The sequence below is a fragment of the Kitasatospora sp. NPDC051705 genome (assembly GCF_044453265.1).
GTDB lineage: Bacteria > Actinomycetota > Actinomycetes > Streptomycetales > Streptomycetaceae > Kitasatospora.
The window spans coordinates 122,694-146,687 of record NZ_JBITCO010000017.1 but is presented as its reverse complement, the minus strand read 5'-3'; the positions used below and the strand labels follow the sequence as shown (position 1 = coordinate 146,687).

At 74.1% G+C, this 23,994-nt stretch carries 34 protein-coding genes; 14 read left to right on the top strand and 20 right to left on the bottom strand.

Annotated features, from left to right (window positions below; genetic code table 11):
• The first annotated feature begins 20 nt into the window (after positions 1 to 20).
• The 3 genes from ACIA8Q_RS22140 to ACIA8Q_RS22130 all read left to right on the top strand — a co-directional run bounded on the left by ACIA8Q_RS22140 (position 21) and on the right by ACIA8Q_RS22130 (position 1,426).
• Positions 21 to 350 carry a hypothetical protein gene (locus ACIA8Q_RS22140; protein WP_360204999.1) on the top strand — a complete coding sequence of 110 codons (330 nt, stop codon included), beginning with the start codon at positions 21 to 23 and terminating at the stop codon, positions 348 to 350.
• A gap of 232 nt (positions 351 to 582) precedes the next feature.
• Positions 583 to 975: a hypothetical protein gene (locus tag ACIA8Q_RS22135; protein ID WP_360204997.1), complete on the top strand. Its 393-nt coding sequence runs from the start codon at positions 583 to 585 to the stop codon at positions 973 to 975.
• A 79-nt stretch (positions 976 to 1,054) separates the two neighbouring features.
• Complete coding sequence (locus ACIA8Q_RS22130; RefSeq protein ID WP_387896762.1) at positions 1,055 to 1,426, top strand: hypothetical protein; 372 nt, start codon at positions 1,055 to 1,057, stop codon at positions 1,424 to 1,426.
• 105 nt (positions 1,427 to 1,531) lie between these two features.
• On the opposite strand, the gene ACIA8Q_RS22125 is transcribed toward ACIA8Q_RS22130, so the two are convergent.
• Together ACIA8Q_RS22125 and ACIA8Q_RS22120 are read right to left on the bottom strand one after the other, a co-directional pair.
• On the bottom strand, positions 1,532 to 1,891 hold the full coding sequence (locus ACIA8Q_RS22125) for a DoxX family protein (protein ID WP_396317582.1): 360 nt from the start codon (positions 1,889 to 1,891) through the stop codon (positions 1,532 to 1,534).
• 44 nt (positions 1,892 to 1,935) lie between these two features.
• Positions 1,936 to 2,442, bottom strand: coding sequence for a cupin domain-containing protein (locus tag ACIA8Q_RS22120; protein WP_387896760.1), 507 nt, complete (start codon positions 2,440 to 2,442; stop codon positions 1,936 to 1,938).
• Positions 2,443 to 2,523: 81 nt separating this feature from the next.
• On the opposite strand from ACIA8Q_RS22120, the gene ACIA8Q_RS22115 reads away from it, so the two are divergent.
• From ACIA8Q_RS22115 to ACIA8Q_RS22105, 3 genes are all read left to right on the top strand, one after another.
• Entirely contained in the window at positions 2,524 to 3,375 is an 852-nt protein-coding gene (locus tag ACIA8Q_RS22115) for a LysR substrate-binding domain-containing protein (RefSeq protein ID WP_360204985.1), read from the top strand.
• A gap of 91 nt (positions 3,376 to 3,466) precedes the next feature.
• Entirely contained in the window at positions 3,467 to 3,841 is a 375-nt protein-coding gene (locus ACIA8Q_RS22110) for a hypothetical protein (protein ID WP_360204982.1), read from the top strand.
• Positions 3,842 to 4,054: 213 nt separating this feature from the next.
• Complete coding sequence (locus ACIA8Q_RS22105; RefSeq protein WP_360204979.1) at positions 4,055 to 4,492, top strand: hypothetical protein; 438 nt, start codon at positions 4,055 to 4,057, stop codon at positions 4,490 to 4,492.
• 78 nt (positions 4,493 to 4,570) lie between these two features.
• Here ACIA8Q_RS22105 and ACIA8Q_RS22100 read toward each other — a convergent pair whose 3' ends face one another.
• The 7 genes from ACIA8Q_RS22100 to ACIA8Q_RS22070 all read right to left on the bottom strand — a co-directional run bounded on the left by ACIA8Q_RS22100 (position 4,571) and on the right by ACIA8Q_RS22070 (position 8,556).
• Complete coding sequence (locus tag ACIA8Q_RS22100) at positions 4,571 to 4,816, bottom strand: helix-turn-helix transcriptional regulator (protein ID WP_360204977.1); 246 nt, start codon at positions 4,814 to 4,816, stop codon at positions 4,571 to 4,573.
• A gap of 218 nt (positions 4,817 to 5,034) precedes the next feature.
• The gene (locus tag ACIA8Q_RS22095; protein ID WP_360204974.1) at positions 5,035 to 5,415 is read right to left on the bottom strand and encodes a VOC family protein; all 381 of its coding nucleotides are present in this window, start codon (positions 5,413 to 5,415) and stop codon (positions 5,035 to 5,037) included.
• Between the two features lie 116 nt (positions 5,416 to 5,531).
• The gene (locus tag ACIA8Q_RS22090; RefSeq protein ID WP_360204971.1) at positions 5,532 to 5,966 is read right to left on the bottom strand and encodes a VOC family protein; all 435 of its coding nucleotides are present in this window, start codon (positions 5,964 to 5,966) and stop codon (positions 5,532 to 5,534) included.
• Positions 5,967 to 6,096: 130 nt separating this feature from the next.
• Entirely contained in the window at positions 6,097 to 7,068 is a 972-nt protein-coding gene (locus tag ACIA8Q_RS22085) for a DUF4331 family protein (RefSeq protein ID WP_360204968.1), read from the bottom strand.
• Between the two features lie 92 nt (positions 7,069 to 7,160).
• Complete coding sequence (locus tag ACIA8Q_RS22080; RefSeq protein WP_360204965.1) at positions 7,161 to 7,397, bottom strand: DUF397 domain-containing protein; 237 nt, start codon at positions 7,395 to 7,397, stop codon at positions 7,161 to 7,163.
• Between the two features lie 92 nt (positions 7,398 to 7,489).
• Positions 7,490 to 7,678 (bottom strand): DUF397 domain-containing protein, encoded by a 189-nt coding sequence (locus tag ACIA8Q_RS22075; protein WP_360204962.1) that lies wholly within the window; start codon positions 7,676 to 7,678, stop codon positions 7,490 to 7,492.
• Complete coding sequence (locus ACIA8Q_RS22070) at positions 7,675 to 8,556, bottom strand: Scr1 family TA system antitoxin-like transcriptional regulator (RefSeq protein WP_396317587.1); 882 nt, start codon at positions 8,554 to 8,556, stop codon at positions 7,675 to 7,677. Before ACIA8Q_RS22070 ends, ACIA8Q_RS22075 begins: the two co-directional genes overlap by 4 nt.
• Positions 8,557 to 8,676: 120 nt before the next feature.
• Between ACIA8Q_RS22070 and ACIA8Q_RS22065 the strand changes: the two genes are divergently transcribed.
• Both ACIA8Q_RS22065 and ACIA8Q_RS22060 read left to right on the top strand, forming a co-directional pair.
• A complete protein-coding gene (locus tag ACIA8Q_RS22065) occupies positions 8,677 to 9,189 on the top strand; it encodes an ATP-binding protein (RefSeq protein ID WP_360204956.1) in 513 nt (170 codons plus the stop codon).
• Positions 9,179 to 9,340: a hypothetical protein gene (locus ACIA8Q_RS22060; protein WP_360204954.1), complete on the top strand. Its 162-nt coding sequence runs from the start codon at positions 9,179 to 9,181 to the stop codon at positions 9,338 to 9,340. The genes ACIA8Q_RS22065 and ACIA8Q_RS22060 overlap by 11 nt, the downstream gene beginning before the upstream one ends.
• A gap of 51 nt (positions 9,341 to 9,391) precedes the next feature.
• Here the strand turns inward: ACIA8Q_RS22060 and ACIA8Q_RS22055 are convergent, their stop codons facing one another.
• The 4 genes from ACIA8Q_RS22055 to ACIA8Q_RS22040 all read right to left on the bottom strand — a co-directional run bounded on the left by ACIA8Q_RS22055 (position 9,392) and on the right by ACIA8Q_RS22040 (position 10,990).
• Positions 9,392 to 9,778 (bottom strand): hypothetical protein, encoded by a 387-nt coding sequence (locus ACIA8Q_RS22055; RefSeq protein ID WP_360204951.1) that lies wholly within the window; start codon positions 9,776 to 9,778, stop codon positions 9,392 to 9,394.
• Positions 9,779 to 9,838: 60 nt separating this feature from the next.
• Positions 9,839 to 9,976 carry a hypothetical protein gene (locus tag ACIA8Q_RS22050; RefSeq protein ID WP_396317581.1) on the bottom strand — a complete coding sequence of 46 codons (138 nt, stop codon included), beginning with the start codon at positions 9,974 to 9,976 and terminating at the stop codon, positions 9,839 to 9,841.
• Between the two features lie 176 nt (positions 9,977 to 10,152).
• Positions 10,153 to 10,551, bottom strand: a complete 399-nt coding sequence (locus tag ACIA8Q_RS22045; RefSeq protein WP_360204946.1) for an SgcJ/EcaC family oxidoreductase — start codon at positions 10,549 to 10,551, stop codon at positions 10,153 to 10,155.
• A 34-nt stretch (positions 10,552 to 10,585) separates the two neighbouring features.
• Complete coding sequence (locus ACIA8Q_RS22040; RefSeq protein ID WP_360204943.1) at positions 10,586 to 10,990, bottom strand: helix-turn-helix domain-containing protein; 405 nt, start codon at positions 10,988 to 10,990, stop codon at positions 10,586 to 10,588.
• 24 nt (positions 10,991 to 11,014) lie between these two features.
• On the opposite strand from ACIA8Q_RS22040, the gene ACIA8Q_RS22035 reads away from it, so the two are divergent.
• A complete protein-coding gene (locus tag ACIA8Q_RS22035) occupies positions 11,015 to 11,407 on the top strand; it encodes a DUF4440 domain-containing protein (protein WP_360204941.1) in 393 nt (130 codons plus the stop codon).
• Positions 11,408 to 11,461: 54 nt separating this feature from the next.
• A complete protein-coding gene (locus ACIA8Q_RS22030) occupies positions 11,462 to 11,602 on the top strand; it encodes a hypothetical protein (RefSeq protein ID WP_387897478.1) in 141 nt (46 codons plus the stop codon).
• A gap of 80 nt (positions 11,603 to 11,682) precedes the next feature.
• Here the strand turns inward: ACIA8Q_RS22030 and ACIA8Q_RS22025 are convergent, their stop codons facing one another.
• From ACIA8Q_RS22025 to ACIA8Q_RS22015, 3 genes are all read right to left on the bottom strand, one after another.
• Entirely contained in the window at positions 11,683 to 12,462 is a 780-nt protein-coding gene (locus tag ACIA8Q_RS22025; protein WP_396317580.1) for a hypothetical protein, read from the bottom strand.
• Positions 12,463 to 12,552: 90 nt separating this feature from the next.
• Positions 12,553 to 13,161, bottom strand: coding sequence for a PadR family transcriptional regulator (locus ACIA8Q_RS22020; RefSeq protein WP_360204936.1), 609 nt, complete (start codon positions 13,159 to 13,161; stop codon positions 12,553 to 12,555).
• 198 nt (positions 13,162 to 13,359) lie between these two features.
• Positions 13,360 to 15,426, bottom strand: coding sequence for an NADPH-dependent 2,4-dienoyl-CoA reductase (locus tag ACIA8Q_RS22015; RefSeq protein WP_360204934.1), 2,067 nt, complete (start codon positions 15,424 to 15,426; stop codon positions 13,360 to 13,362).
• Positions 15,427 to 15,626: 200 nt separating this feature from the next.
• On the opposite strand from ACIA8Q_RS22015, the gene ACIA8Q_RS22010 reads away from it, so the two are divergent.
• On the top strand, positions 15,627 to 16,904 hold the full coding sequence (locus ACIA8Q_RS22010; RefSeq protein ID WP_396317579.1) for a monooxygenase: 1,278 nt from the start codon (positions 15,627 to 15,629) through the stop codon (positions 16,902 to 16,904).
• 98 nt (positions 16,905 to 17,002) lie between these two features.
• Here ACIA8Q_RS22010 and ACIA8Q_RS22005 read toward each other — a convergent pair whose 3' ends face one another.
• On the bottom strand, positions 17,003 to 17,578 hold the full coding sequence (locus ACIA8Q_RS22005) for a TerD family protein (RefSeq protein WP_360204928.1): 576 nt from the start codon (positions 17,576 to 17,578) through the stop codon (positions 17,003 to 17,005).
• A gap of 237 nt (positions 17,579 to 17,815) precedes the next feature.
• Between ACIA8Q_RS22005 and ACIA8Q_RS22000 the strand changes: the two genes are divergently transcribed.
• Entirely contained in the window at positions 17,816 to 18,109 is a 294-nt protein-coding gene (locus ACIA8Q_RS22000; RefSeq protein WP_360204925.1) for a hypothetical protein, read from the top strand.
• 48 nt (positions 18,110 to 18,157) lie between these two features.
• Here the strand turns inward: ACIA8Q_RS22000 and ACIA8Q_RS21995 are convergent, their stop codons facing one another.
• Together ACIA8Q_RS21995 and ACIA8Q_RS21990 are read right to left on the bottom strand one after the other, a co-directional pair.
• Entirely contained in the window at positions 18,158 to 19,714 is a 1,557-nt protein-coding gene (locus tag ACIA8Q_RS21995; RefSeq protein ID WP_360204923.1) for a glycerol-3-phosphate dehydrogenase/oxidase, read from the bottom strand.
• Positions 19,711 to 20,397, bottom strand: coding sequence for a TetR/AcrR family transcriptional regulator (locus ACIA8Q_RS21990; protein ID WP_360204921.1), 687 nt, complete (start codon positions 20,395 to 20,397; stop codon positions 19,711 to 19,713). The genes ACIA8Q_RS21995 and ACIA8Q_RS21990 overlap by 4 nt, the downstream gene beginning before the upstream one ends.
• A gap of 74 nt (positions 20,398 to 20,471) precedes the next feature.
• Between ACIA8Q_RS21990 and ACIA8Q_RS21985 the strand changes: the two genes are divergently transcribed.
• Together ACIA8Q_RS21985 and ACIA8Q_RS21980 are read left to right on the top strand one after the other, a co-directional pair.
• Positions 20,472 to 22,040: an FAD-binding oxidoreductase gene (locus tag ACIA8Q_RS21985; RefSeq protein ID WP_360204919.1), complete on the top strand. Its 1,569-nt coding sequence runs from the start codon at positions 20,472 to 20,474 to the stop codon at positions 22,038 to 22,040.
• Positions 22,037 to 22,945: a diacylglycerol kinase gene (locus ACIA8Q_RS21980; protein WP_360204916.1), complete on the top strand. Its 909-nt coding sequence runs from the start codon at positions 22,037 to 22,039 to the stop codon at positions 22,943 to 22,945. Before ACIA8Q_RS21985 ends, ACIA8Q_RS21980 begins: the two co-directional genes overlap by 4 nt.
• Before the next feature lie 85 nt (positions 22,946 to 23,030).
• Here ACIA8Q_RS21980 and ACIA8Q_RS21975 read toward each other — a convergent pair whose 3' ends face one another.
• Positions 23,031 to 23,951, bottom strand: a complete 921-nt coding sequence (locus ACIA8Q_RS21975; protein WP_360204913.1) for a DUF6891 domain-containing protein — start codon at positions 23,949 to 23,951, stop codon at positions 23,031 to 23,033.
• Positions 23,952 to 23,994 lie beyond the last annotated feature (43 nt).

Below are 23,994 nucleotides of genomic sequence, written 5' to 3'. Positions count from 1 at the left end.
GATCAAGCGAAGGGATGTAAATGAAGCTCTTCATTCGGGCTCTCATCGTCGGCGAGATCGACGAGGAGCAGGTGCCCCAGATCACGGCTGACGCCCTGGACACCTTCAACCACAACCCGTTCATCGTGTTCGCCGACGGCTGGGAGATCGAGATCGGCACGACGTCCGACCTCGAGGGTGATGCCACCTGGCAGCCCGGCATCGAGAAGTCGACGTACTACCTGGACTGCTCCCCCGTGGGCGAGCAGTCGTGGCCGGAGATCCATGCCGCGCTGGACAAGCTCCGCCAGGGCTTCGAGGCGGCCGGCACCCGGCTCACCTGGCAACTCGTCGACCAGCTCGCCGAGTAGCGGTTCCTGAACAGGTGAAGGCGGCACCACCGTTTCGGTGGTGCCGCCTTTCGCACGCCCGACAGGTACGCGGCCTGACCGGCGGAGGTGCGGGGACGCCGCCGGTCGGCGTCCCCCTCACGCCGGCCCGACGCCGTCCGCCGGGGCGTCCCCGATGCGCCCGCTGTCACGCGGAGGGCGAATGGCGGCCCCGCGCGGACGACGGAATCAGGAACATCGACGAGGGGGCGGAATGGAACTCGAGGAGCTGGCCGAGCGGATTTCGGCCGCCGGATCGTCCGGGGGCGTGATTCCCGGCTTCCTGCCGATCGCGGTCGAGATCGATCAGGACGGTCCGGTGGTGACCGTTCACCTCGGCGGCCTGCTGGACATCGACCTGCGGCCGGCCGGGGACTGGTCCGACTACTGGTTCTTCTGCGGAGGATTCGTCTTCGAGGAGATGCCCGCCGAAGCGGCGATCGCCGCTGTGCTGGCGATCGCCCGGGGTGAAGCCCGTGTCCGGACCACCGGGAGGTGGATCTTCCGGGACCGGGTGCTGGAGCTCGACCTCGCCGGGGAGACCTGGCAGGCCTTCCGCCCGCCGCCCGACCGGACACCGCGGTGGGAGCAGCTCGTCGGAGAATAGAGAAGGCACCGCCCGGGCGGTGGTCGAGTGGCCCGTCGTGACTCCGCGACGGGCCGCTTCGCGAAGGAGGCGCAGGACCATGGGGCTGTCGATCCAGTTGGTGGACACCCGGCTGACCGGCGGTACGGCGCGCCGGGCGAAGGCGAAGGGCGGGCGGAGGGCGAGGCGGCACGTCGTTTCCGACATCGTCGACCACCTTCCGGAGGACGGGGAACTCGCGGCGGTGCTGGCGGCGGCGGGCCGGGACACGGTGCCGACATTGGCTCGGGTCGATCCGTACGACGACACGGAATTCGACCACTACTTCTGCGAACTGGCGCTCGCCGAACTCGACCGCGTGGCCGGGCTCCCGCTCGCCGCGGCGGAGATGGCATTCGTCCGCGAACTCCGCGCCCTGATCCGGCGGGCCCTCGCGGAGCCCGCGTACGTCGTCCGGTTCATCGGCGACTGAGCGTCTGGGCGGCCGGGCGCTCGGGTGCCCCGGGTGCCCGGCAGCCCGGCTCCCGGTCCGGCCATCAGAGGCCGTCGAAGGCCGTCAGAGGCTGTCAGAGGGCCGTCAGAGGCCGGTGGCCGGCCAGACGGCCACGGCCGCGGTGGTGACGAGCACCAGGTTGAGGGCGATCCGCCGGTCCCCGCCGGTCAGGTGGACGGCGATCGCACCGGCCTGGAGGAGCACCAGGCCCGCGGCCGCGGCCACGGCCAGCGGGGGTGCCACACCGGTGAGCGGCGGCAGGACGAGCCCGGCCGCGGCGAGCACCTCGACCGTCCCCAGGGCCCTGAGGGCGGGCAGGGGGACGCGGTCGACCCAGGCCATCATCGGGCGGAGCCGGTCGGGGCTGCGGAACGCCTTGAGCGCGCCCGCGTAGAGGTAGAAGAGGGCGAGTGGTCCGGCGAGGACCCAGTAGGCGGTGGTCATGGCTTCCGTTCTCGGGCCGCCTGTCAGCGGGCCCGTCGGCTGGTTCAGGCGCGTTCGGTCGCGGGCTCGGTCGCGGGCTCGGTCGCGTAGCGGCTCATGGCGTCGAGGTTGGCCTGGGGCGTCAGCGGCCGGCCGCCGTCGAGCGACTCCCGGAGGTCGCGGAAGTACTGCACGTACAGGTCGGGGGTGAACGTGCTGAGCATGACGGCGGGTCGGTCGGTCGGGTTGGCGAAGGTGTGCGGGGTGCCGGGCGGGACCACCACGAGCGTGCCCGCGCCGGCCTCGTGCTCCTCGTCCCCGACGGTGAACCGCACGGTGCCGGAGAGGACGTAGAAGCCCTCGTCGTGCCGGGCGTGGCGGTGCTGCGGCGGCCCCTGGGTGTGCGGGGCGAGGACGGACTCGGCGATCGCGAGGCGGTGCCCGGTGTGGCTGCCGTCCTCCAGGACGCGCATCTGCGTGGTGCCCAGGACGATCGTCTCGCCCTCGCCGGGGCGCACCACCGAGAGGGCGGGGGCGGGCTGCGGGGTGTCGGTCGCTGCTTCTTCGGTCATGTCCACCAGTGCACCGCCGGGAGTCCGCCGGTGTCCAAGACCCGTCCCGCGGAGCCGATACCGGGTGGGTATCGTGGCAGCGTGGAGCTGCGAACCCTGCGCTATTTCGTGGCCGTCGCCGAGGAACTCCACTTCGGCCGGGCGGCCACCCGACTGCACATGAGTCAGCCGCCGCTGAGCCGGGCGGTCAGGCGGTTGGAGGCGGAGGTCGGGGCGCTGCTGTTCGACCGCTCGCCGAACGGCGTCACCCTCACCGCCGTGGGCGCGGTGCTGCTCGACGAGGCGCGGGCCCTGCTCGACCACGCCGACCGCGTCCGGGTGCGTGTGGGTGCGGCCGCCGGCACCGCGACCGTCACCGTCGGCATCCTGGGTGACGGCAGCGACCCGGGGGTGTCCAGGCTGGCCGCCGCTTTCCGCCGGGTCCATCCGGGCGTCGACGTCCGCGTCCGCGACACCGACCTGACCGACCCTACGTGCGGGCTGCGCGCCGGGCTGGTCGACGTCGCCCTGACCCGGGCGCCGTTCGACGAGACCGCCCTGACGGTGCGTGCGCTGCGCAGCGATCCGGTGGGCGTGGTGCTGCGCGCCGACGATCCGCTGGCCCGCCGCGACCGGCTGCGGCTGGCCGAGCTGGACGACCGCCGCTGGTTCCGGTTCCCGCCGGGCACCGACCCGGTCTGGCAGGCGTACTGGCACGGCGGCGCACCGCGCGAGGGCCCGGTGGTGCGCGGCGTCCAGGAGTGCCTGCAGGCCGTGCTGTGGAACGGCACGGTCGGGCTGGCCCCGCTCGGGCACGACCTGCCCACGGAGTTGACGGTGGTGCCGCTGGCCGACATGGGGCCGAGCCGCATGGTGGCGGTGTGGAACGAGGGGGACGCCGACCCGCTGGTCCGGTCCTTCGTCGAGATCGCGACGGCCGCCTTCCGCCGCTGAGCGCCGGCGCCGGCACCGGCACCGGCCGACCCCTCGGGGCAGCCGGACGCCTCCGCGGCCGGACGCCGTGGCAGCCGGATAGCGTGGCGGCATGACGGATTCCCTGCGGCACCCCCGGCCCGGTATCACGTGGGACTGGTGGGCGGTCGACGCCGACGGCTTCCTCGTGCGGTTCGGCGACGGCCCGGCCCCCGAGGCGCTGCTGGCGCACGTGGACCGCGTCGACGCCGCGGCCACCTGGGCGGAGGAGCACCGCCCCACGTGGTTCGGCCGGGCCCCGCTGCCGCCGCTGCACGCCTTCGACGCCGACGGCGTGTTGCCGACCTACACCCGGCACGGTGTCCCGGACTCCCCGTTGCGACTGGCCGACGCTCCCGCGGTGATCGCGGACGTCGCGTCCCTGGTCCGCCTGAAGCGGGCGGTGGGGGACGCCTGGACGATCCACCTCGACGAGGGCTGGGTCTAGGACCGCCCGCCCGGCGCCCGCCTCGGGCCGGCGGAAAACCGCTGGTGGGCACGGTCCCGATCGGAGGAGGATCCTTCCCGTACGTACACGGGTGAGGGGAAGGCCATGGGCCGCCGACCACCGGCGGCGCCTGCACGAGGTGGTGGCGCACTGGGCGCCGTTGCGGCCCGGACGGTCACGGTGGTCGCGGAATCCGGAAGGTGGGCAGCAGGGTTGAGCGGTTCGGAGCTGGTGGAGGCCGTGCGGCGGGCGGCGGAAGCCGGGGTCTGGCGCGGCGACGGCGGCGTCGTCGAGGAGGCGATCGAGAACATCGAGTACTTCTGCGCCCCGCGCGGCGGGTCCGGTGCGGTGGGTGCCGGGGGCGCGGCCGAGCTGTCCGCGGTGCTGACCGGCACGATGGAGGCCTGGCTGCGGGACGCCGGGTCGGACGGCACGGGCAGGCCCGGTGTGGTCTACGCGTGGCACGACGACCAGGCGCGGCAGCTGCGGATGTCGTTCGTGTCCGGCACGCGCGCGGACCTGCCGTTCGGGGCCCGACTGCTGCTCGTCGACCGCGCATCGGACGTCGTGGCCGACTTCCTGGCCGACGGGTTCCGCGACATACGCACCCCGCTGAAGGTGTTCGCCCTCGAACTGGCCGGGCAGGCCTGACGCCCGCTCCCCCTCGTCGACGACCACGGGACCGACCGCCGCCCGGAGTGGAACGTCGGGCGGGCCGACTTCCTGTGCTCAGGCGCCGGGGGTGGACTCCAGGGCCCGGGAGAGGGTGGTGAGGAGCGGCAGGGTGGGGATGGCGTGGCCGGCCTCGATGGCGCGGATCTGCGGCTCGGAGAGGCCCGAGCGGGCGGCGAGGTCTGCGGTGGTGAGGCCCAGCGCCGTGCGGCGGTCGCGGACGGCGTCCGCGAGGGCCGCGGCCGGGTCACCGCCGGGGTGGGCGGGGAAGTCCTCGATCAGGGGGCGGCTCGGTCTGTTCACGATCTCTCCTCGATGACCCACGGGGGCGCACAGCCTGACACATGGTCAGGTCGAGGAGGGCGAAGCGGTGGTCAAGGATTCTTGACCACCGCTTTGTCGTCCGGCCACTTGACGGCAAGGCCGGCCGCCGCGGCCGGAACGGCGGACGATCAGACCGTACGGAGACTTCTTTCGACGATCCGGGTCGACAACGCCCTGGCATGCCACCCGGCCGACCGTCAGGGCGTGGCGGCGCGGTCGGAGGTGCTGCGCAGGACGCAGAACTCGTTGCCCTCCGGGTCGGCGAGGACGGCCCAGCCGGTGCCGTCGGGGTTGCGGTGGTCGCCGACGAAGGTGGCGCCGAGGCCCAGCAGGCGTTCGACCTCCTGGTCGCGCGAGGTCTCCGGGCGCAGGCACAGGTGGAGGCGGTTCTTGACCGTCTTCGGCTCGGGCACCTGGTTGAAGTACAGGACCGGCTCGTCGGCCAGCATCACCTGGACCTCCGGGTCGCCGGGCCTGTCGTCCGGGTGGAGCGGGCGGCCGGTCACCGCGCTCCAGAACCGGGCCAGCCCGTAGGCGTCCGCACAGTCGATCACCAGGTTCTGCAGTACCGAGACCATGCGCCCGAGCCTTCCCGATTTCCGCTCCGGCCGCCACCGCTTCGCGCACGTTCCTCCCCGTCCGGCCCCGACGGCCGCCGAACGTCGGGCCCGGACGGGGAGGCGTGCGCGGCCGGTCAGTCGAGGCAGAACTCGTTGCCCTCGACGTCCTGCATCACGATGCAGGACTCGTTCACGCCGTCGGCGACCAGCACCTGCACGCAGACCGCACCGAGGGCGACGAGCCTGTCCCGCTCGGCCTCGAGGACGGAGAGGCGCTCCTCCCCCACGAGCCCGGTGCCGGCCCGCACGTCGAGGTGGACCCGGTTCTTGACGACCTTGCCCTCGGGCACGCGCTGGAAGTACAGCCGCGGCCCCTCGCCCGTGGGGTCCGTGCAGGCGAACGCCGCCCCCTGGCGCTCGGGCGGCAGCGAGCGGTCGAAGTCGTCCCAGCTGTCGAACCCGGCCGGCGGCGGCGGTACGACGTACCCCAGCACCTCACACCAGAAGCGGGCGACGCGCTCGGGATTCGCGCAGTCGAAGGTGACTTGGAACTTCTTGATCGACGACATCGCTCCACCGTAGTGGCGTGCGCCGGTCAACGGGAACCGGTTTTTCCGGTACTCGCGGGGCCGCCGGACCGTCCGGAGGAACGGCGGCCGCGGGCGTCCCCCGGCCGCCGCCTCTCCGTGGCCGGGTCGGCTACCCGACCGGGTGCGGGTGGCCGAGGTGGGGGAAGGTGGGGAGGAGGTCGGTGTGCGGGGGGATGTGGTCGCTGGTGACCTTGCCGCCCGACACCATGGTGAGGCGGGCCGAGGTCACGTCGTCGACGAGGGTCCGCCCGTTGGGGTAGCCGGCCGGGCGGGAACGGTCGTAGCGCAGGACGTCGGGGAGGACGAGCTTGAGCGTCTCGGTGGCGGCCTCGGTGGTGTAGTCCCCCATCTGCTGGAGGACCGCCGTCCACGGCTCCCGGTAGAGCTCCCAGTCGTCGGCGGGCTCGCCGGCGTTGTAGGCGTCCTTGACCTCCTCCTTGTTGAAGTAGGCCGTGAGGGAGGGGTGGGCGCCCCGGTCGACCGAGACCAGCTGACCGTCCTGACGCAGGCTCACCCGTGCCCACACGCCGATGGTCGGGTCCGGGCCGAGCTCCTCGTCGGGGACCTCGATGGCGATGCCGAAGACGTTGGCCTCGGCCATCGCGTCCTTGCCGGTCCAGGTGAACTCGTTGACGATCCCTTCGAGGTCGGCGAAGAAGGGGTCGCTGCGCAGGCCGACGGAGAGCTTGCAACCGTTCGCCTCGATGACGTCGGGCGCGTCCCCGAAGGCCACCGGGACGGAGTTGAACAGGACGTCCCCGGCGGGCTCGTGCTGCTGCGCGGCGGAGCCCGTGGAGCGGTGGACGGTCACGGTCTGGCCGCCCGCGCCGGAGGCCGGGTCGGAGAAGGTGAAGGAGTAGGCGACGTCGGCGAGGTTGTCGCCGTCGTTGTCGATGTTGATGCGGTAGACGGCGTCGGGGTGGAACTCGGCCGCCCGGGTCGGGGCGTACGGGTTCACGTTCATGATGAGGACGGTCCGACCCGACGCGTCGCTGCCCGGGAACGCGAACACGTCGGTCAGGTCGAGCCGCGCGTCGCCCCGGGGGGAGCGCAGGTGGGGGCCGCTGAGGTGGTGGGACATGGGGATGTCGTAGCAGGACGCACCCGACACGGGACCGACGACACCCGTACAGAAGGAGCTTGTCCGCCGATTGGATCAGGGGCGGGACGGGGTCAGAGCGCGACGGTGAAGGCGAGGAACGACGCCCAGGCGTCGGGGCTGAAGGCGAGGTGGGGGCCGGAGGCGTCCTTGGAGTCGCGGACGAGGACGGCCTCGGTCGTCTCGGCGATCTCGACGCACTCGCCGCCTTCGTTACCGCTGTGGCTGCTCTTGAACCAGGCGATCTCGACGCAGTTCGCATCCTCGTTGGTGCTGTAGCTGCTCTTGAACCAGGTGACGTCGCTACGCATGGCTCCCCCAAGGATGGTGGGACGGCACGGTCAACCTGACGGTACGCCAACGACCCGCCGCCCGGAAGCGGTGGGTCGTTGAAAGGGTCGTTTCAGACCTCGACGGTCGCCGCGAACTGCACGAACGCCTGCCACGCGGCCGGCTCGAACGCCAGCTGCGGGCCGCTCTTGTCCTTGGAGTCACGCACGTGGACAACGCCGGGCATCTCGGCGACCTCGATGCAAGCTCCACCCTCGTTGCCGCTATAGCTGCTCTTGAACCATGCCAGCTCGGTGCTCATCGTTCTCCCAAGATCTTCTCGATCAAGGCCAGGGACTCCTCTGGGCCGTGGGCCTGCGCCCTGAGGGTGCCATACCGTGCGTTCATGATCCGGACTTCCTCCGGGTCGACGATCAGCCTACTGCTCGTCTGCACCTCGATGTAGGCATGCTGCGGTCGCCCTTTGGGCGTGATGAGAATGAACGGACCACCCATTCCCGCGTGTTCGGACCTGTTCAACGGCAGCACTTGGACGACCATCCCTCGAGTCCGCCCGACCTCCAACAGTCGGCGAAGCTGCGCCGCATGCACCTCCCACCCACCCAAGGGCCTCCGCAGCACGCTCTCATCGATCACCCAGCTGAACATCCCCCGAGGCCATCGGGCCAGCACCTCTTGACGCGCCATTCGCGCCGCCACCCGCATCTCGATCACTTCCTCAGCAAGAGGTGGCTGCCTCATCGCATAGACCGCACGCGCGTGCTCCTCTGTCTGAAGAAGCCCAGGAATATCGAGCGTGGCGAAGTCGTGCATCTCGATCGAATCAATCTCTAGCGCCGCATAGCCCCGGAACCAGGCAGGGTGTCGAATCCGCGCCTTGGCCCGAGCCCTCATCACGTCGTCCTTCGTGACGGCCAACAGGCCCCCGGCGTCGAGCAGTTTGTCGGTCGCGACCAGGAGCTCAGGCTGCGGCGTGCGCGTTCCGCGCTCGACCGCGCCGATCAGGTGCTCCCCGTAGCCAACCTGCTCGGCGAGTTCCTTCTGCGTCATCCCGGCACGCTCCCGCAGGAGCTTGATCTGCTTGCCGATCGCTCGGAAGAAGTCCGAGACCTCCCCCAGGTCCTCCGGCAGTTCCGTCCGCACCTCGTCGGCCGACTCGTTGTTTCGCGCTGCACCCATGGCGACCGCCCCACCTGCGTCTTTGTCACATGACAAAAAGCTGTCCGCACCTGCACAAGCACTCTCTGTGCTCGCCAGAACCATGGTCAGCGTACGTCCGTGCCGTCACGCTTTTCTCCCATGACGACCGAAATCCCCCTCGACAGCCCCCGTCGCCACACCACCACGCTCGCCGCCACCCCCAAGGGCGCGGCCGTCTGCCGACGCGTCGCGCGGCGCCAACTCACCTTCTGGGAGCTGAATTCGACGCACACCGAGCCCTACTACTCCGCGCTGCTGATCGTCGCGGAACTCGCCGCTAACGCGACTACCCATGGCCGCGTTCCGGGGCGCGGTTTCGAGCTGCACCTCTGCCTCACCACCACCGCGCGCCGGGGCACCACCCTCCGCATCGAGATCAGCGACCCGCGGGGCGACCGGCTCCCGGCCCTGCCGACCTCCCACGCCCCGAACTCCCAGTCCGGGCGCGGTCTCGTCCTCGTCGACGCCCTGGCCGACCGCTGGGGCACCATCCCCCGCCACCCCAACGCCAAGACCGTCTGGGCCGAACTCGACCTCGCCGAACTCGACCTTCCCGAGGCCGACTTCACCGAATCCGACCTCACCGTCACCGATGCCACCGATGCCGCCTGAGCCCCGCGATACGCCGCCCGGCGGCGCCACGCTCTGCACGATCCTGCCGTTCGCGCTCCTCCTCGCGCTGCTCGCCTGGATCCACCCCCTCACCGCGCCGCACCGGCCCGCCCCCACCCCGACGGCGACAGCCACCCCCACCACCCGCTGAACCAGAAGGGAGTGGGAAGTCGGCCTCACCGACTTCCCACTCCCTTGTGGTTCACCCAGCCTCACCGAAGCGGCGGAGGAGTTCACGCGCCCGGGCGCTGCCGGGGTCGAAGGTCTGGTAGGCCAGGTCCCCCGTGACCGCAGGCCCGTAGAGCCGGACGCCCTGGCACTCGAAGCAGAACGCGATCTCGAACAGCACCTGCTCGGGGAAGACCGGGTGCCGGCCCGTGTGCGCCCGCAGCGCGAAACCGGGGGTGAAGCAGCGCATCCGGGTGCCCATCGGAAGGGCGGCGACGTCCGCGAGCACCTCCCGGGCGTCCTCCCACCAGCCGATGGTCTCGCCGGGGACGGTGTCCTTCCACGCGTACCAGCCGAAGGGGTCGTCGATCCGTACGACCTCGAGGCGCTCGATCAGGTCCGCGGTGGTGGGCAGCAGCATTCGGGCAGTCTCCCACCCGGACTCCGCCGCCACCCCACCGCCCGCTACCGCCCACCGCCGCTACGGCGTCGCGGCGCGGATCTCGTCCAGCGACTCCCCCAGGACGGACTCGGCCCGGGTGAACCAGTCGGCGATGACGGCGATCTCGTCCAGGGTGTAGTCGGCGAACAGGGCGCCGATCCGCTCGTCACCACCCACCCGTCTCACACCAACGGAGGAGACATGAGCACACACGGCGACCACGACACGGGGCACACCGTCGCCGGCCGCAACCCGGCTCCCGCCCCGACCCCCACGTTGACCCCGGCACACGCTCCGACCGCCGTACCCGCAGCGGTCCCGACCCCTGTGCGGGACCGGCCGCGGGTCGACGCCTAACCGGCGTGCACGCCGGTGTTCTGGCAGGCGTGCAGCAGCCACCGGCCGTCCTCGGCCCGCGTCATCACGTACAGCGGGGCGCCCTCCGAGTCCCCCTCGGGCGAGCGGTAGACCTGCCGGACCTTCACCGCCGCCACGTCCGGCCGCAGGAACTGCACGTGCGCCACCTCGTACGAGACGTCGCCGTCCCAACTCGCCCGGGGCAGGACCTCGCGGGTGAAGGCGGCGATCTCCTCGAAACCGATCAGCACCTTCCCGTGGGCGGTGGTCCACAGGGCGTCCGGGTGGAAGAGCGCGAGGAAACCCTCGGCGTCCTTGGCCCGCTGGGTGCGCTCGACGGTGGCGACGACCTCGGCAAGTGCCTTGAGGTCGGTGTCGGTTGATGTGTTCGTCATGTCGATCACTCTCCCCTCTCAAGCGCACTTGAAGTCAAGTCCGGCCGCCGGCACCACCCGCCAGCACCGCCCCCGCCCGGTACAGCTCCACCAGCAGCGGCCGCAGCGCCTCTCCGGCCGCCGTCAACCGGTACGAGGTCCGCACGGGGAAGCCGGCGATCCGCTCCCTGGTCACCAACTCCCGCTCCCCCAGCGACCGCAGGCGCTCGGCGAGCACCTTCGGGCTGATCTCCGGCAGCCGGCCGCGCAACTCCCCGTAGGACGCCGGCCCGTGCATCAGCTCCCGCAGCACCAGGGTCGTCCAGCGGCCCGACAGTGCCGCCAGCGCCACCTCCACCGGGCAGTCCTCCTGGGGCCGCGCCGTCCGGCCGCGCTCGTCCGGCACGAGTTCGGCGTCCCAGCGCCGCGGCCGCCCGTCGCTTCCCGTTTGGTGACCCACGGCGGGGCCGACTTCACTGCTCGCATGACTCACCCCACCAGCCTCACCCTCACCACCGACCCGGCACAACACCCGGCCGTCTTCGCCGCCGCCTTCAACACCGGGGACCCGGCCGTCCTCGCCCGGGTCTACGCGCCCGGGGCGGTCTTCGCCCCCGCCCCCGGTGCCGCCGTCACCGGCCCCGAACTCCACCGCGCCAGTGCCGGGTTCCTCGCCCTGGGGCTGCCGATCAGCGTCCGGACCCGGCACACCTACGTCGCCGGTGACACCGCCCTGCTCGTGGTCGACTGGACCATCGAGGGCACCGCCGCCGACGGCACCGCCGTCCACCTCGCCGGCACCGCCACCGACGTCGCCCGCCGCGGCCCCGACGGCCTCTGGCGCTACCTGATCGACAACCCCTTCGGCACCGCGTGACCCCGGGCCCACCAGCGGGCCGTCCACTGGCGGCTCCAGCCCGCCGCCTACGACCTGCCGGACGGCCACCGCCTCGCCCTGGTCGTCGACAGCCGCGACAAGCTGTACGCCTTCACCGGCACGCCGGACACCACCACCACCGTCTCCTCCCCGAACGGGGACGAGGCCGCGTTGCTGGAGCTCCCGCTCGGCTGACCGACCCGGCCGACGGGCGGCCCCCGCCGAGCCCGGGCTCGGCGGGGGCCGTCCGTCGGGGTCGGACCACCCGTCCGGGATCAGACCACGCTGCCCGTCGGGGAGGCGGTGGCCGGGGCGGTGCTGCCGGCGGCGACCCCGAGGGTGCGCTCGACCTTGGCGACCGCCGTGCGGTACTGCAGGGAGGCGAGCTGGGAGTCGGCGCCCTGGCGCTGGAAGAACCCGAAGGCCATCCCGACGTCCCCGAAGCGCTCGATGCCGACGAAGGCGTTCAGCTGGACGCCGGCCAGCGTGCCGTCGAGGCGGACGGCCGGGGCGTCCTGGCGGTCGCCGAGGGCGACGGGGCTGACGGTGAAGGTCACCGTGTCCTCGGTGCCCGCGTTGAAGGTGATGCTGTGACAGGACTTCAGGGCGTCGGAGACGGTGTTGAAGTCGCTGGTGAGCTTGGCCGGGTCCTCCGCGGTGAGGGACTGCGTCACCATCGGGTTGCCGTCCGGCCCGTCCAGCTCGACCTCGGCGTGCGGGGTCGCGGGGCCGTTCTGGCCGGTGCGCATGTTGATCAGCGCACTGAGCGCGTCGCAGCCGCTGACCGGGGTCGGGTTCTCCTCCGGCCCGGGGCTCTCGGAGGAGGGCGCCTCGGTGTAGTCGGGGCCGAGGTCGGCGGCCGTGAGCAGGGCCGACCTGAGCTGGTCGACGGAGGGCAGGTCCTGCGCGGGCACGGCCCGCGCGACAGCGGGCACCGCCGGTGCGGCGGCGGACGCGGCCGGTGCGGCGGCCGCGGCGAGGTGCGCCGGGCCGAGCGTGACCGCCGCGACGACGACGGCGGCGGTCAGGGCGTGGAGAGTCCTCGGATGCGACATGCTGGCCCCCGATCGAGGGTCGGGCAGGGACAGGCGTCCAGTGTCCCACCGGGGGCGGGGGCGGGCGCGGCGGGAGGACGTCCGCGCAGGTCAGACCAGGTCGGCGGGCGGGGCCTGAAGGGTCCGCAGGGTCTCCGTGAGCCACTCCACCCAGAAGGTCTCCAGCCCGATCCCGGCCCGCAGCACGGCGTGCTGGAGCCGGTGACCGACGTCCCCGATCCCGTCCGTCGCCCCCTCGGCGTCGCCGGCGCCCGCCACCACCGCGTCCCGGCCGCCCGCCCCGGCCGGGAAGTCGCGCCGCTCGATCGCCAGGTAGTCGTCCAACTGCGTGCGGTGCAACGCCAGATGGCGCTCCAGCTCGGCCGCCAGGCCGTCCGTGCCGACCACCGCGGCCGCGCGCAGCCGCAGCAGCAGCGGCTCCCGGACGGCCCGTGGCCCGGCGCCCTCGGCCGTCCAGCGGGCCAGTTCGGCCCGGCCGCCGGGCAGCACCTCGTACTCCTTGCGCTGGCCGCGCGCCGGGCCCTCCGGCCGCAGCACCCGGATCCACCCGGAGGCCTCCAGCCGGGCCAGCTCCCGGTAGATCTGCTGGTGGGTGGCGGGCCAGAAGAAGCCGATCGACTTGTCGAAGCGCCTGGTCAGCTCCAGCCCCGAGGACGGCTTCTCCAGCAGGGCGGTGAGGATGGCGTGCGGCAGCGACATGCCGCCGATCCTAGGCGGATCCCGGGGGCCGTCCGCCCGCCCCCGGGGCCCCGGCCACCTGCGCGGACGGCACGGGCGGCGCAGGCGGAGCGGGTGGATCGGGCCCGGTGGACGGCACGGCGGGTGCGGCTGGTCGGCCCGACCCGGCCCGACCGGCCCGACCGGCCGACCCGCCGCCCGCCCCGCCGCCCGCCCGGCTCAGAGCGCGGCGGCCAGCTCGGTGCCCTGCTTGATGGCCCGCTTGGCGTCCAGTTCGGCGGCGACGTCGGCGCCACCGATCAGGTGCACCTCCAGGCCCCGCTCCCGCAGCGCGTCGTAGAGGTCGCGGCGCGGCTCCTGGCCGGTGCAGAGCACCACGGTGTCCACGGGCAGCAGCTGCCGCTCGCCGTCCACGGTGACGTGCAGACCGGCGTCGTCGATCAGGTCGTACGTCGCGCCGGCGACCATGGTGACGCCGCGGTGCTTGAGCTCGGTGCGGTGGATCCAGCCGGTGGTCTTGCCGAGCCCGGCACCGACCTTGCCGGTCTTGCGCTGCAGCAGGTGGACGCTGCGCGGCGGCACCGGCCGCTCGGGGCGGCGCAGTCCGCCGCGCTCCCGGTACTCCGGGTCGATGCCCCACTTCGCCTGGAACACCGGCGGGTTGAGGCTGGCCTGGTCCCCCTGGTCGGTGAGGAACTCGGCCACGTCGAAGCCGATGCCGCCCGCGCCGAGGATCGCGACCCGCTCGCCGACGGGCGCGCCGTCGCGCAGCACGTCGAGGTAGCCGACCACACTGGGGTGGTCGATGCCGGGGATGTCGGCGGGCGTGCGCGGCGTGACGCCGGTGGCGAGGACGAGCTCGTCGAAGCCCTCGGCGGCGAGCTGTTCGGCGGTGACGGTCGCGCCCAGGCGCAGCGTGACGGCCAGCTCGGCGAGCCGGGTGCGGTAGTAGCGCAGCGTCTCGTCGAACTCCTCCTTGCCGGGGATCCGCCGGGCGACGTCCAGCTGCCCGCCGACGGCCCCGGCGGCGTCGAACAGCGTGACGTCGTGGCCGCGTTCGGCGGCGGCGACGGCGCAGGAGAGCCCGGCCGGGCCGGCCCCGACCACGCCGATCCGCTTGCGCACCTTCGTCGGGCCGAGCACGAGCTCGGTCTCGTGGCAGGCCCGCGGGTTGACCAGACAGGAGGTGATCAGGCCGCTGAAGGTGTGGTCCAGGCAGGCCTGGTTGCAGCCGATGCAGGTGTTGATGGCCTCGGCGCGGTCGTCCTGCGCCTTGGCGACGAAGTCGGCGTCGGCGAGCAGCGGGCGGGCGAGCGAGACCAGGTCGGCGCTGCCCTCGGCGAGCAGACGCTCGGCGATCTCCGGGGTGTTGATGCGGTTGGTGGTGACCAGCGGGATGCCGACCTTGCCCATCACCTTCTTCGTCACCCAGGCGAACGCGCCGCGCGGCACCGAGGTGGCGATGGTGGGGATGCGGGCCTCGTGCCAGCCGATGCCGGTGTTGATGATCGTCGCCCCGGCGGCCTCGACGGCCTGGGCGAGCTGGACGACCTCGTCGAAGGTGGAGCCGCCGGGCACCAGGTCGAGCATGGAGAGGCGGTAGACGATGATGAAGTCCTCGCCGACCCGCTCGCGGACCCGGCGGACGATCTCGACCGGGAAGCGCATCCGGCGCTCGTAGGGGCCGCCCCACTCGTCCTCGCGCCGGTTGGTGGCGGCGACGACGAACTCGTTGACCAGGTAGCCCTCGGAGCCCATGATCTCGACGCCGTCGTACCCGGCGCGGCGGGCGAGTTCGGCGCAGCGGACGAAGTCCTCGACGGTCTGCTCGACCTGCTCGGTGGTGAGCTCGTTGGGGACGAAGGGGCTGATCGGGGCCTGGAGCGCGCTGGGGGCGACCAGGTCGGGGTGGTAGGCGTAGCGGCCGAAGTGCAGGATCTGCAGGGCGATCCGGCCACCGGCGGCGTGCACGGCGTCGGTGACGACGCGGTGGCGGTCGGCCTCCTCCTCGGTGGTGAGCATCGCGCCGCCGCCCCAGGGGCGCCCGGCCTCGTTGGGGGCGATGCCGCCGGTGACGATCAGGCCGACGCCGCCGCGGGCGCGCTCGGCGTAGAACGCGGCCATCCGCTCGTAGCCGCCGGGGGCCTCCTCCAGGCCGACGTGCATGGAGCCCATGATCACGCGGTTGGGCAGGGTGGTGAAGCCGAGGTCGAGCGGGCTGAGCAGGTGCGGGTAGCGGCTGCTGCCGGGGGTGCTGCTCGTCGGCGTGCTCGTGGACGCGCTCATCGACGTCTCCTGGGGGCGGCGGGGCTCGGTTGTTACCGCAGGGTAGGGGACGCCGGGACCCTTATGCAACTAGTTGCATAAGGGTCCCGGCGGGGGCGCGCGTCCCCGGCCGCAATCCGCCGGTTCGCCCCGACACCCTCCCCGGGCGGGCGTATGGTCTTATCGGCTTGCAGGCAGTGCGGCACGCGGGAGGGGCGGCCATGCGAGGTGGCTCGATAGCCGTGGTCGGCGGCAGCATCGCCGGAAGCGCCTTCGCCGGGGCCGCCGCCCGGCTCGGCGCCGAACGGATCGTGGTCCTGGAGCGCAGCCCCGGCCGGCTCGAGGACCGCGGCGTGGGCATCTGCATCCACGACGACCGCCTCGACGAACTCGTCCGCGCCGGACACCTCGGCCAGGACGTCCGGCGCCACCGCCTCACCGTCCGCCGCTGGGTCACCCGCGCCCCCTCCCCGGGCGGCGGCGGCCCGGACGGCCGCGGACGCGCGCTCTGGGCCCAGCCCATGCCCTTCCACTCCCACCACTGGGCGGTGCTCTGGCAGGCGCTGCGCGAGCGCACCCCCGCGACCGTCGAGTACCGGCTCGGCACCACCGTCACCGCCGTCGGCGGCGGCCCGGACGGCGCCTGGACCAGCCACCCCGACGGCACCCGCGAGCACTACGACCTGGTGATCGGCGCCGACGGCTACCGCTCCGCCGTGCGCGCCGCGCTCTGCCCCGAGGCCCTTCCCGAGTACGCCGGGTACGTCTGCTGGCGCGGCAGCTACGACGCCGCACGCCTCGCCGAACTGCCCGGCGGCGCCGGGGCCTGGCCGGAGGACGAGTGCGCCACCGTCTGCTACCCCGGCGGCCAGGTCGTGCTCTACCGCATCCCCGGACTCACCCCCGGCACCACCCAGGTCAACTGGGTCTTCTACGCGCCCACCCCGGCCTGGCTGCGGCTCGACGGCCCCACCAGCATCCCGGCCGGCAGCCTCACCGACGGACAGCTCGACGGGCTCCGGGCACTCGCCGAGGAACGGCTGCCGCCCTACTGGTCCGACGTGGTCACCCTCACCCCGCGCGACCGGACCTTCCTGCAGCCCGTCTACGACATGGCGGCCCCGCGCCTGGCCGCCGACCGGCTGCTCCTCGGCGGCGACGCCGCCACCGTGGTGCGCCCGCACAACACCAGCGGCGCCGTGAAGGCCCTGCAGGACGCGCACGCCTTCGAGCAGGCCGGGCGGGCCGTCGGACACCCGGCCGGCGACCGGCCGGCGGGCTCCTGGTCCGGCCTGCTGGCGGCGTACGACCGCGAACGGGCCCCGGCCGGCCGGGAGCTGGTCGACCTCGGGCGGCGACTCGGGCGGGCCCAGGTCGGCGCGGCGCCGGACTGGGCGGCCATGGACGGGCCGGCGATGGACGCCTGGTGGCGGGGGCAGCTCACCGGCGGCTCCGGGTTCGGCGGCCAGGCCCTCGGCCGGGCGGCGCCGCGGGGGTGACGGCGGGGCCCCGCGCCGAGCCCGCGCCCGCACACAGCACGACGGCCGCGCCCCGGAGGGACGCGGCCGTCGTGACGCCGTCAGAGCGACGGCACCGGTCAGACGTTGACGCCGTAGTCGGTCGCGATCCCGCGCAGGCCCGAGGCGTAGCCCTGGCCGATGGCGCGGAACTTCCACTCGGCGCCGTTGCGGTACAGCTCGCCGAAGACCATCGCGGTCTCGGTGGAGGCGTCCTCGCTCAGGTCGTAGCGGGCGATCTCCTGGCCGTTGGCCTGGTTGACGACCCGGATGAACGCGTTGCGGACCTGCCCGAAGCTCTGCAGCCGGGTGTCGGCGTCGTAGATGGACACCGGGAAGACCACCTTGGCCACGTCGGCCGGCACCTTGTCCAGGTCGACCTTGATCTGCTCGTCGTCGCCGTCGCCGCCACCGGTCAGGTTGTCGCCGCTGTGCTCGACCGAACCGTCCGGGCTGCGCAGGTTGTTGAAGAAGACGAAGTGCTGGTCCGAGATGACCTTGCCGAGGGCGCCGCAGAGCAGCGCGCTGGCGTCCAGGTCGTAGTCGGCCCCGGTGGTGGTGCGCACGTCCCAGCCGAGCCCCACGATCACGGCGCTCAGACCGGGCGCCTCCTTGCTCAGCGAGACGTTGCCGCCCTTGGCCAGCGAAACTCCCACAATGCCCTCCTCGGATCTCTCCCTGCGGACGAATCTACAACACTGTAGAGATCACGGGGATCCACCTGCGGTCGGGCTCCGCCCCCGGCATTCCTCAGGGTCGCCGGGCCGTCCGCCGGCCGCCCGGCGCCGGGGCGCCCGGCACCGACCGCCGACCTACACTGACCGTGGCGGCACACCGGGACCAAGGCTGCTCCCCCGGCGGCCCCCACCGCAACCCCCTCGCGGGAGGTTCCCATGCGCCAGCGGTACAGCTTCCACCTCGACCGGGCCGGACACTCCGTCACCGTCAACGTCCGCTCCGGCTGGATCACCGAGACCGAACTGCTGGTGGACGGCCGGGAGTACGCCTTCCACCGGGTGCACGGGCACGGCGTCTACCCGCTGACGCTGGCCGTCCGCACCGCCGAGGAGCCGCCGCTGCAGCTCGCCGTCCGCCTGGACCGCACGGGCACCACCGAACACCCGCTGGCCTGCGTGCTGGAGCTGGCCGGGGCCGAACACCCGATGGCGGACCGCACGGCGCGCTGACACCCCGCCCCCGGCCCCCCGGGGGGCCGCGCCTCGGGACGCCCGGGCTCAGGACGGCCGGCGGTCCCCGAGGATCTCCTCGACGGCCGGGCGGGCCCGTTCGGCGTCCGCCGCGACCAGGCCGATCCGGGTGCGGCGGTCCAGTACGTCCGCGGCGTCCAGCGCACCCTCGTGGGTGACCGCGTACGCGACCTCGGCGCGGGTCACGTCCACGCCCTCGGCGATCGGCCGGACCTCCCCGGCGGCCAGCACCTCCCCGGCCGCGCCGCCGTGCCGGGCCAGCAGGGAGGCGGGCGCGCCCTGCGGGGCCGGCCGGCTGTCCCGGTGCGCCGGGGCGCCGACCAGCGGCAGGCGGGCCGTCCAGCACGCCCGGGCCGGCAGGCCGCGCAGGCGCACGGCGGCGTCCACCGCGTCCTCGGCCATCCGCCGGTAGGTGGTGAGCTTGCCGCCGACCACGGTGACCACCCCGGACGGCGACTCCAGCACCGCGTGCTCGCGGGAGATGTCGGCCGTGCTGCCGCCGCCGGTGTCGATCAGCGGCCGCAGCCCCGCGTAGGCGCCGCGGACGTCCGTGGCGGTCAGCGCGGTGCTGAGGGCCGTGTTGACGGTGTCGAGCAGGAAGGCGATCTCCCCCTCGGTGGGCACCGGCTCGTCCGGGATCGGGCCCGGCGCGTCCTCGTCCGTCAGCCCGATCGCCACCCGGCCGAGCTGCTGCGGCAGGGCGAAGACGAACCGGCTGGTGGAGCCGGGCACCGGCACGGTCAGCGCGGCGGTCGGGTGCCCGAGCGCCGCGGCGTCCACCAGGACGTGGGTGCCCCGGCTGGGCCGCAGCCGGATCGAGGTGTCCACCTCGCCCGCCCAGACGCCGGTGGCGTTGACCACCGCGCCCGCCCGCACCGTCAGCGACTGCCCGCTCAGCGTGTCGACGAGCCGGGCCGAGGTGCCCGTCACCGACTCGGCCCGCACCCTGGTCAGCACGCTCGCGCCGTACTGCGCGGCGGTGCGCGCCAGTGCCACCACCAGCCGCGCGTCGTCGACCAGCTGGCCGTCGTGCGCGACCAGTGCGCCGGCCAGGCCCGCGGAACGCACGCCCGGCACCAGCCGCCGCGTCCGGGCCGCGTCGATCCGCCGCACCCTCGGCAGCAGCGCGCCCGGGGTGCCCGCGCTCAGCCGCAGCGCGTCCCCGGCGTGGAAGCCCAGCCGGATCAGCGAGGCCTGCCCGGGGCGCAGCAGCCCCGGCAGCAGCGGCACCAGCTGGGGCAGCGCGCGGATCAGGTGCGGGGCGGTGCGGGTCATCAGCACGCCCCGCTCCACCGCGCTCTCCCGGGCCACCCCGATCCGGCCGGAGGCCAGGTAGCGCAGGCCGCCGTGCACCAGCTTGGAGCTCCAGCGACTCGTCCCGAAGGCCAGGTCGCGGGACTCCACCAGCACCGTGCGCAGCCCGCGCGAGGCCGCGTCCAGGGCGACGCCGGCGCCGGTCACGCCGCCGCCGATGACCAGCAGGTCGACGGACGGGCCCTCGGCGAGGGCCTCCAGCTCCACCCGCCGGCGGGCCGCGTTGAGTTGACCGGAACCGGCGAAGGGCCCGGCGGACGTCGAGGTCATGGCGCGAGGTATCCGTTCAGCGCTCTGGCCAGTTCGCGCCGCCAGGCCGCCTCGGGCAGCAGGGAGGCGACCATGCGGTGCGACTGGACGGTGGACTGGGCGATCAGCAGGACCATCGCGGCCAGTTCGACCGGCTCCCCGGCCCGGACCGAACCGTGCCGCTGGCCCTGCTCGATGCCGGAGCGCAGCGCCTCCAGCAGGCCGCGCTGGCTGGTGCCGAGCCGTTCGACGACGTACTCGAGGAGCAGGTCGGAGTCGGCCGAGTGCAGCAGCGCACCGAGCAGCGGGTGGTCCCGCAGCCGGACGGCGACCTCGACCACCCCGTCGACGAAGGCCTCCCGGTCGATCGGGGCGCCGTCGCCCCCGGCCGCCAGGGCGACGCCCTCCCGGGTGGCCGCGATCTCCCGGGTGAGCAGGGCGCCGATCACCGCCCGGACGTCGGGCCAGCGGCGGTAGACCGTCGGCCGGCTGACCCCGGCGCGGCGCGCGATCTCCGCGAGCTGCGTGCGGCGCACGCCGAAATGGACGACCAGGTCGGCGGCGGCGTCCAGGATCACGTCGTCGGTGCTGCGGGGTGCCGCGGCGGCGGGCGGAGCGGCGACGGGCTCGGCGGCGGCGCGGGGTGCCCGGGCCGCCCCGGGGGGCCGCCCGGTGCTCGGGGAGTCGGCGTTACTACTTGACATGATGTGTGAAACTGTAACGCATGGCACCTGAGACGCAAGCGGGACCGGCCGGCGCCGCACTTCCGCTCCCCCCGATGAAGTGGGACGCCTGGGGCGACCCGGCCCTCGCCAAGGAGCTGTCCGCGGACATCAAGGGGCTGCTCGCCGCCGCCCTCGGCGTCACCGGCGACGCCACCCCCGGACCGGCCGCCGACGAGGTCCTCCTGCGCCCCTCCCGGATCACCCCGGACGACCTCAAGGCCCTCGCCGACGCCGTCGGTGAGGACCACGTCAGCGCCGCCGACGCCGACCGGCTCCCGCGCGCCGGCGGCAAGTCCACCCCCGACCTGCTGCGCCGCCGCAGCCGCGAGCCGCAGGACGCGCCCGACGCCGTCGTGCTGCCCGGCGGCGAGGACGAGATCGCCGCCGTCCTCGCGCTCTGCGCCGAACGCCGCCTCGCCGTCGTCCCCTTCGGCGGCGGCACCAGCGTCGTCGGCGGCCTCGACCCCGAGCGCGGCGGCCACGGCGCCGTCGTCTCCCTCGACCTGCGCCGCCTCGACCGGCTCCTCGACCTCGACGAGACCTCCGGCGAGGCCGTCCTCGGCGCCGGCCTCACCGGCCCCGCCGCCGAGGCCCTGCTCGCCGAACGCGGCTACGAGCTCGGCCACTACCCGCAGAGCTTCCGCTACGCCACCATCGGCGGCTTCGCCGCCACCCGCTCCTCCGGCCAGGACTCCGCCGGGTACGGGCGCTTCGACGAGATGGTCCGCGGCCTGCGCGTCGTCACCCCCGTCGGCGTCCTCGACCTCGGCCGCGCCCCCGCCTCCGCCGCCGGCCCCGACCTGCGCGAGCTCTTCCTCGGCTCCGAGGGCACCCTCGGCGTCATCACCGCCGTCCGCCTGCGCGTCCACCCGCTGCCCGCCGCCAAGGCCTACGAGGCCTGGAGCCTGCCCGACTTCGCCACCGGCACCGCCGCGCTGCGCGCCGTCGAGCAGCAGGGCACCGGCCCGACCGTCATCCGGCTCTCCGACGAGGCCGAGACCATGGTCAACCTCGCCATGACCGAGCAGATCGGCGGCGCCCCCGCCGTCACCGGCTGCCTCGCCGTCACCGTCTTCGAGGGCACCGAGGACCAGGTCGCCACCCGCCACCGGCTCACCCGCGACGCCCTGCTCGCCGCCGGCGCCACCTCCCTCGGTGAGCAGCCCGCCCGCGCCTGGGAGCACGGCCGGTTCAACGCCCCCTACCTGCGGGACTCCCTGCTCGGCGCCGGCGCCCTGTGCGAGACCCTGGAGACCGCCACCGACTGGAGCCGGCTGCCGCAGCTGCGGGCCGCCGTCACCGAGGCGCTCACCGGCGCCCTGCCGGGCGCCCTCGTGCTCTGCCACATCTCGCACGTCTACCCGACCGGCGCCTCGCTCTACTTCACCGTCGTCGCCGCCCTCGGCGAGGACCCGCTCACGCAGTGGGCCGCCGCCAAGCGGGCCGCCGGCGACGCCATCGTCGCCGCCGGGGGCACCATCACCCACCACCACGCCGTCGGCGCCGACCACCGGCCCTGGATGACCGACGAGATCGGCGACCTCGGCGTGCGCATCCTGCGCGCCGTCAAGGCCGAACTCGACCCGGCGGGCATCCTCAACCCCGGCAAGCTGATCCCGTGACCGGCCCGAGAACCGTGCACCGCGTCGCCGTTCTCACCAACCCGGCGGCGGGCGCCGGCCACGCCGCACCCGCCGCCCGGCGGGCCGTCGCCCACCTGAGCGCCCTCGGCCTCCGGGTCGACCGGCACGAGGGCCGCGACCCCGACGACGCCCGCCGCCTGGCCCGCGAGGCCGTCGCCGACGGCGTCGACGCACTGGTCGCCGTCGGCGGCGACGGGATGATCAACCTCGCCCTGCAGGCCGTCGCCGGCACCCCGGTGCCGCTCGGCGTGATACCCGCCGGCACCGGCAACGACCACGCCCGCGCCTACGGCATCCCCCGCGACGACCCCGAGGCCGCCGCGGCCGTCGTCGCCGCGGGCCGGACCAGGACCGTCGACCTCGGCCGGATCACCACCGGCGACGGCACCGCCCGCTGGTTCGGCTCCGTCCTCGCCACCGGCTTCGACTCGCTGGTCAGCGACCGCGCCAACCGGCTCCGGTGGCCGCGCGGGCGGATGCGCTACAACCTGGCCATCCTCGCCGAGTTCGCCAACCTCCGGCCGCTGCCCTTCCGCCTCACCCTCGCCGACGGCACCGTCATCGAACGCGACCTCACCCTCGCCGCCGTCGGCAACACCGGCAGCTACGGCGGCGGCATGCTCATGTGCCCCGCCGCCGTGCCCGACGACGGGCTCCTCGACGTCACCCTGGTCGACGCCATGCCCCGGCTGCGGATCGCCCGCTTCTTCCCCACCCTGTTCAAGGGCACCCACACCACCCGCCCCGAGGTCACCACCCACCGCACCACCGGCCTGCGGATCGACTCCCCCGGCATCACCGCCTACGCCGACGGCGAGTTCATCGCCCCGCTGCCCGTCGACGTGAGCGTCGCCCCGGGCGCCCTGCGGATCCTGGTGCCCTGACGCCCCCGGGCACGCCGGCGGCCCCGGACGGCGGCGTGCCCCCGGAGCGGCCCCGCGTCGGCCCCGGGCCGGCCCGGGTGGACGCTCAGCCGACCAGACGGCGGCGCCACAACAGGGGGCGCAGCTCCACCACGCGCGACGCGTCGCCGTTCCAGACCGTCTGCAGGCCGGCGTCGGTGAGGGCGGCGACCACCTCGTGACCGATGGCCGTCGTGGTGAGCGGGGAGGCGTCGAAGCCGCCGTAGTGCAGGGACAGCCCCTCGCCGGCGGCCGCGGCGTCGGTGCCCTGGGCGTCGAAGTAGACGTAGCCGCGGGCGTCCGGCGCGCCGTCCGCGGCGATCTCCTCGTCGGCGCAGGTGCGGCAGCAGGTGAAGTCCTCGCGGGCCGTGATGCCGGCCTCCTCCAGGGCCGCGAAGGCCCGGGTGAGGCGCTCCGGGTCGGTCTCGCCGATCCACCCCGTCTGCTCGCCGACGCGCTCCAGCCAGAGCCGGTCGGCCAGCTGCTCGGCCTGGGCCCGGGAGACCGGCCGGCGGTCACCGGAGACCAGGTAGTCCTCGGCGAGTTCGGCGAGGTCGGCCCGGGTGGCGTAGCCGCCGGCCAGGGTGAGCCGCAGCCGGTCCAGCAGCAGCCCCAGCTCCCCCGGCGGCAGGTCCAGCGGCGGGACGGGCTCGGGCGCCGGCCCGGTGGCCAGCGGCCGCCAGTCCAGGCCCGCGCCCCAGCCGGGCTCGCCGCGGGACCAGCCCGTCATCGCGGCGACGACCGCCTCCGGCTCGTCCAGCCGGACCCCGAAGTGCCGCTCGGCGGAGCCGTCGCGGTGCTCGAGCTCGTAGTCCCCGCCCTCGGCGTGCCACACCTGGATGTACACGTCGGGCAGGTCCGGTATCCGCTGCACGACGAGGAAGCGGTCCCCGTCCGCGCCGATCCGCCGCACCAGCCGCGCCAGGACCTCCGCGCCCACCCTCCGGTGCCGCGTCCCGTCGTTCTCCTGCACCCCGATCGCCAACATGCAGGTCATGCTGGCACACGCCGCCGACGATCGGAGCCCTGCT

Coding starts and splice junctions, on each gene's coding strand:
- ACIA8Q_RS22140 (WP_360204999.1), top strand. CDS start 21: ATGAAGCTCTTCATTCGGGCTCTCATCGTCGGCGAGATCGACGAGGAG.
- ACIA8Q_RS22135 (WP_360204997.1), top strand. CDS start 583: ATGGAACTCGAGGAGCTGGCCGAGCGGATTTCGGCCGCCGGATCGTCC.
- ACIA8Q_RS22130 (WP_387896762.1), top strand. CDS start 1,055: ATGGGGCTGTCGATCCAGTTGGTGGACACCCGGCTGACCGGCGGTACG.
- ACIA8Q_RS22125 (WP_396317582.1), bottom strand. CDS start 1,891: ATGACCACCGCCTACTGGGTCCTCGCCGGACCACTCGCCCTCTTCTAC.
- ACIA8Q_RS22120 (WP_387896760.1), bottom strand. CDS start 2,442: ATGACCGAAGAAGCAGCGACCGACACCCCGCAGCCCGCCCCCGCCCTC.
- ACIA8Q_RS22110 (WP_360204982.1), top strand. CDS start 3,467: ATGACGGATTCCCTGCGGCACCCCCGGCCCGGTATCACGTGGGACTGG.
- ACIA8Q_RS22095 (WP_360204974.1), bottom strand. CDS start 5,415: ATGGTCTCGGTACTGCAGAACCTGGTGATCGACTGTGCGGACGCCTAC.
- ACIA8Q_RS22090 (WP_360204971.1), bottom strand. CDS start 5,966: ATGTCGTCGATCAAGAAGTTCCAAGTCACCTTCGACTGCGCGAATCCC.
- ACIA8Q_RS22085 (WP_360204968.1), bottom strand. CDS start 7,068: ATGTCCCACCACCTCAGCGGCCCCCACCTGCGCTCCCCCCGGGGCGAC.
- ACIA8Q_RS22080 (WP_360204965.1), bottom strand. CDS start 7,397: ATGCGTAGCGACGTCACCTGGTTCAAGAGCAGCTACAGCACCAACGAG.
- ACIA8Q_RS22075 (WP_360204962.1), bottom strand. CDS start 7,678: ATGAGCACCGAGCTGGCATGGTTCAAGAGCAGCTATAGCGGCAACGAG.
- ACIA8Q_RS22070 (WP_396317587.1), bottom strand. CDS start 8,556: ATGGGTGCAGCGCGAAACAACGAGTCGGCCGACGAGGTGCGGACGGAA.
- ACIA8Q_RS22065 (WP_360204956.1), top strand. CDS start 8,677: ATGACGACCGAAATCCCCCTCGACAGCCCCCGTCGCCACACCACCACG.
- ACIA8Q_RS22060 (WP_360204954.1), top strand. CDS start 9,179: ATGCCGCCTGAGCCCCGCGATACGCCGCCCGGCGGCGCCACGCTCTGC.
- ACIA8Q_RS22055 (WP_360204951.1), bottom strand. CDS start 9,778: ATGCTGCTGCCCACCACCGCGGACCTGATCGAGCGCCTCGAGGTCGTA.
- ACIA8Q_RS22045 (WP_360204946.1), bottom strand. CDS start 10,551: ATGACGAACACATCAACCGACACCGACCTCAAGGCACTTGCCGAGGTC.
- ACIA8Q_RS22035 (WP_360204941.1), top strand. CDS start 11,015: ATGACTCACCCCACCAGCCTCACCCTCACCACCGACCCGGCACAACAC.
- ACIA8Q_RS22025 (WP_396317580.1), bottom strand. CDS start 12,462: ATGTCGCATCCGAGGACTCTCCACGCCCTGACCGCCGCCGTCGTCGTC.
- ACIA8Q_RS22020 (WP_360204936.1), bottom strand. CDS start 13,161: ATGTCGCTGCCGCACGCCATCCTCACCGCCCTGCTGGAGAAGCCGTCC.
- ACIA8Q_RS22015 (WP_360204934.1), bottom strand. CDS start 15,426: ATGAGCGCGTCCACGAGCACGCCGACGAGCAGCACCCCCGGCAGCAGC.
- ACIA8Q_RS22010 (WP_396317579.1), top strand. CDS start 15,627: ATGCGAGGTGGCTCGATAGCCGTGGTCGGCGGCAGCATCGCCGGAAGC.
- ACIA8Q_RS22000 (WP_360204925.1), top strand. CDS start 17,816: ATGCGCCAGCGGTACAGCTTCCACCTCGACCGGGCCGGACACTCCGTC.
- ACIA8Q_RS21995 (WP_360204923.1), bottom strand. CDS start 19,714: ATGACCTCGACGTCCGCCGGGCCCTTCGCCGGTTCCGGTCAACTCAAC.
- ACIA8Q_RS21990 (WP_360204921.1), bottom strand. CDS start 20,397: ATGTCAAGTAGTAACGCCGACTCCCCGAGCACCGGGCGGCCCCCCGGG.
- ACIA8Q_RS21985 (WP_360204919.1), top strand. CDS start 20,472: ATGAAGTGGGACGCCTGGGGCGACCCGGCCCTCGCCAAGGAGCTGTCC.
- ACIA8Q_RS21975 (WP_360204913.1), bottom strand. CDS start 23,951: ATGTTGGCGATCGGGGTGCAGGAGAACGACGGGACGCGGCACCGGAGG.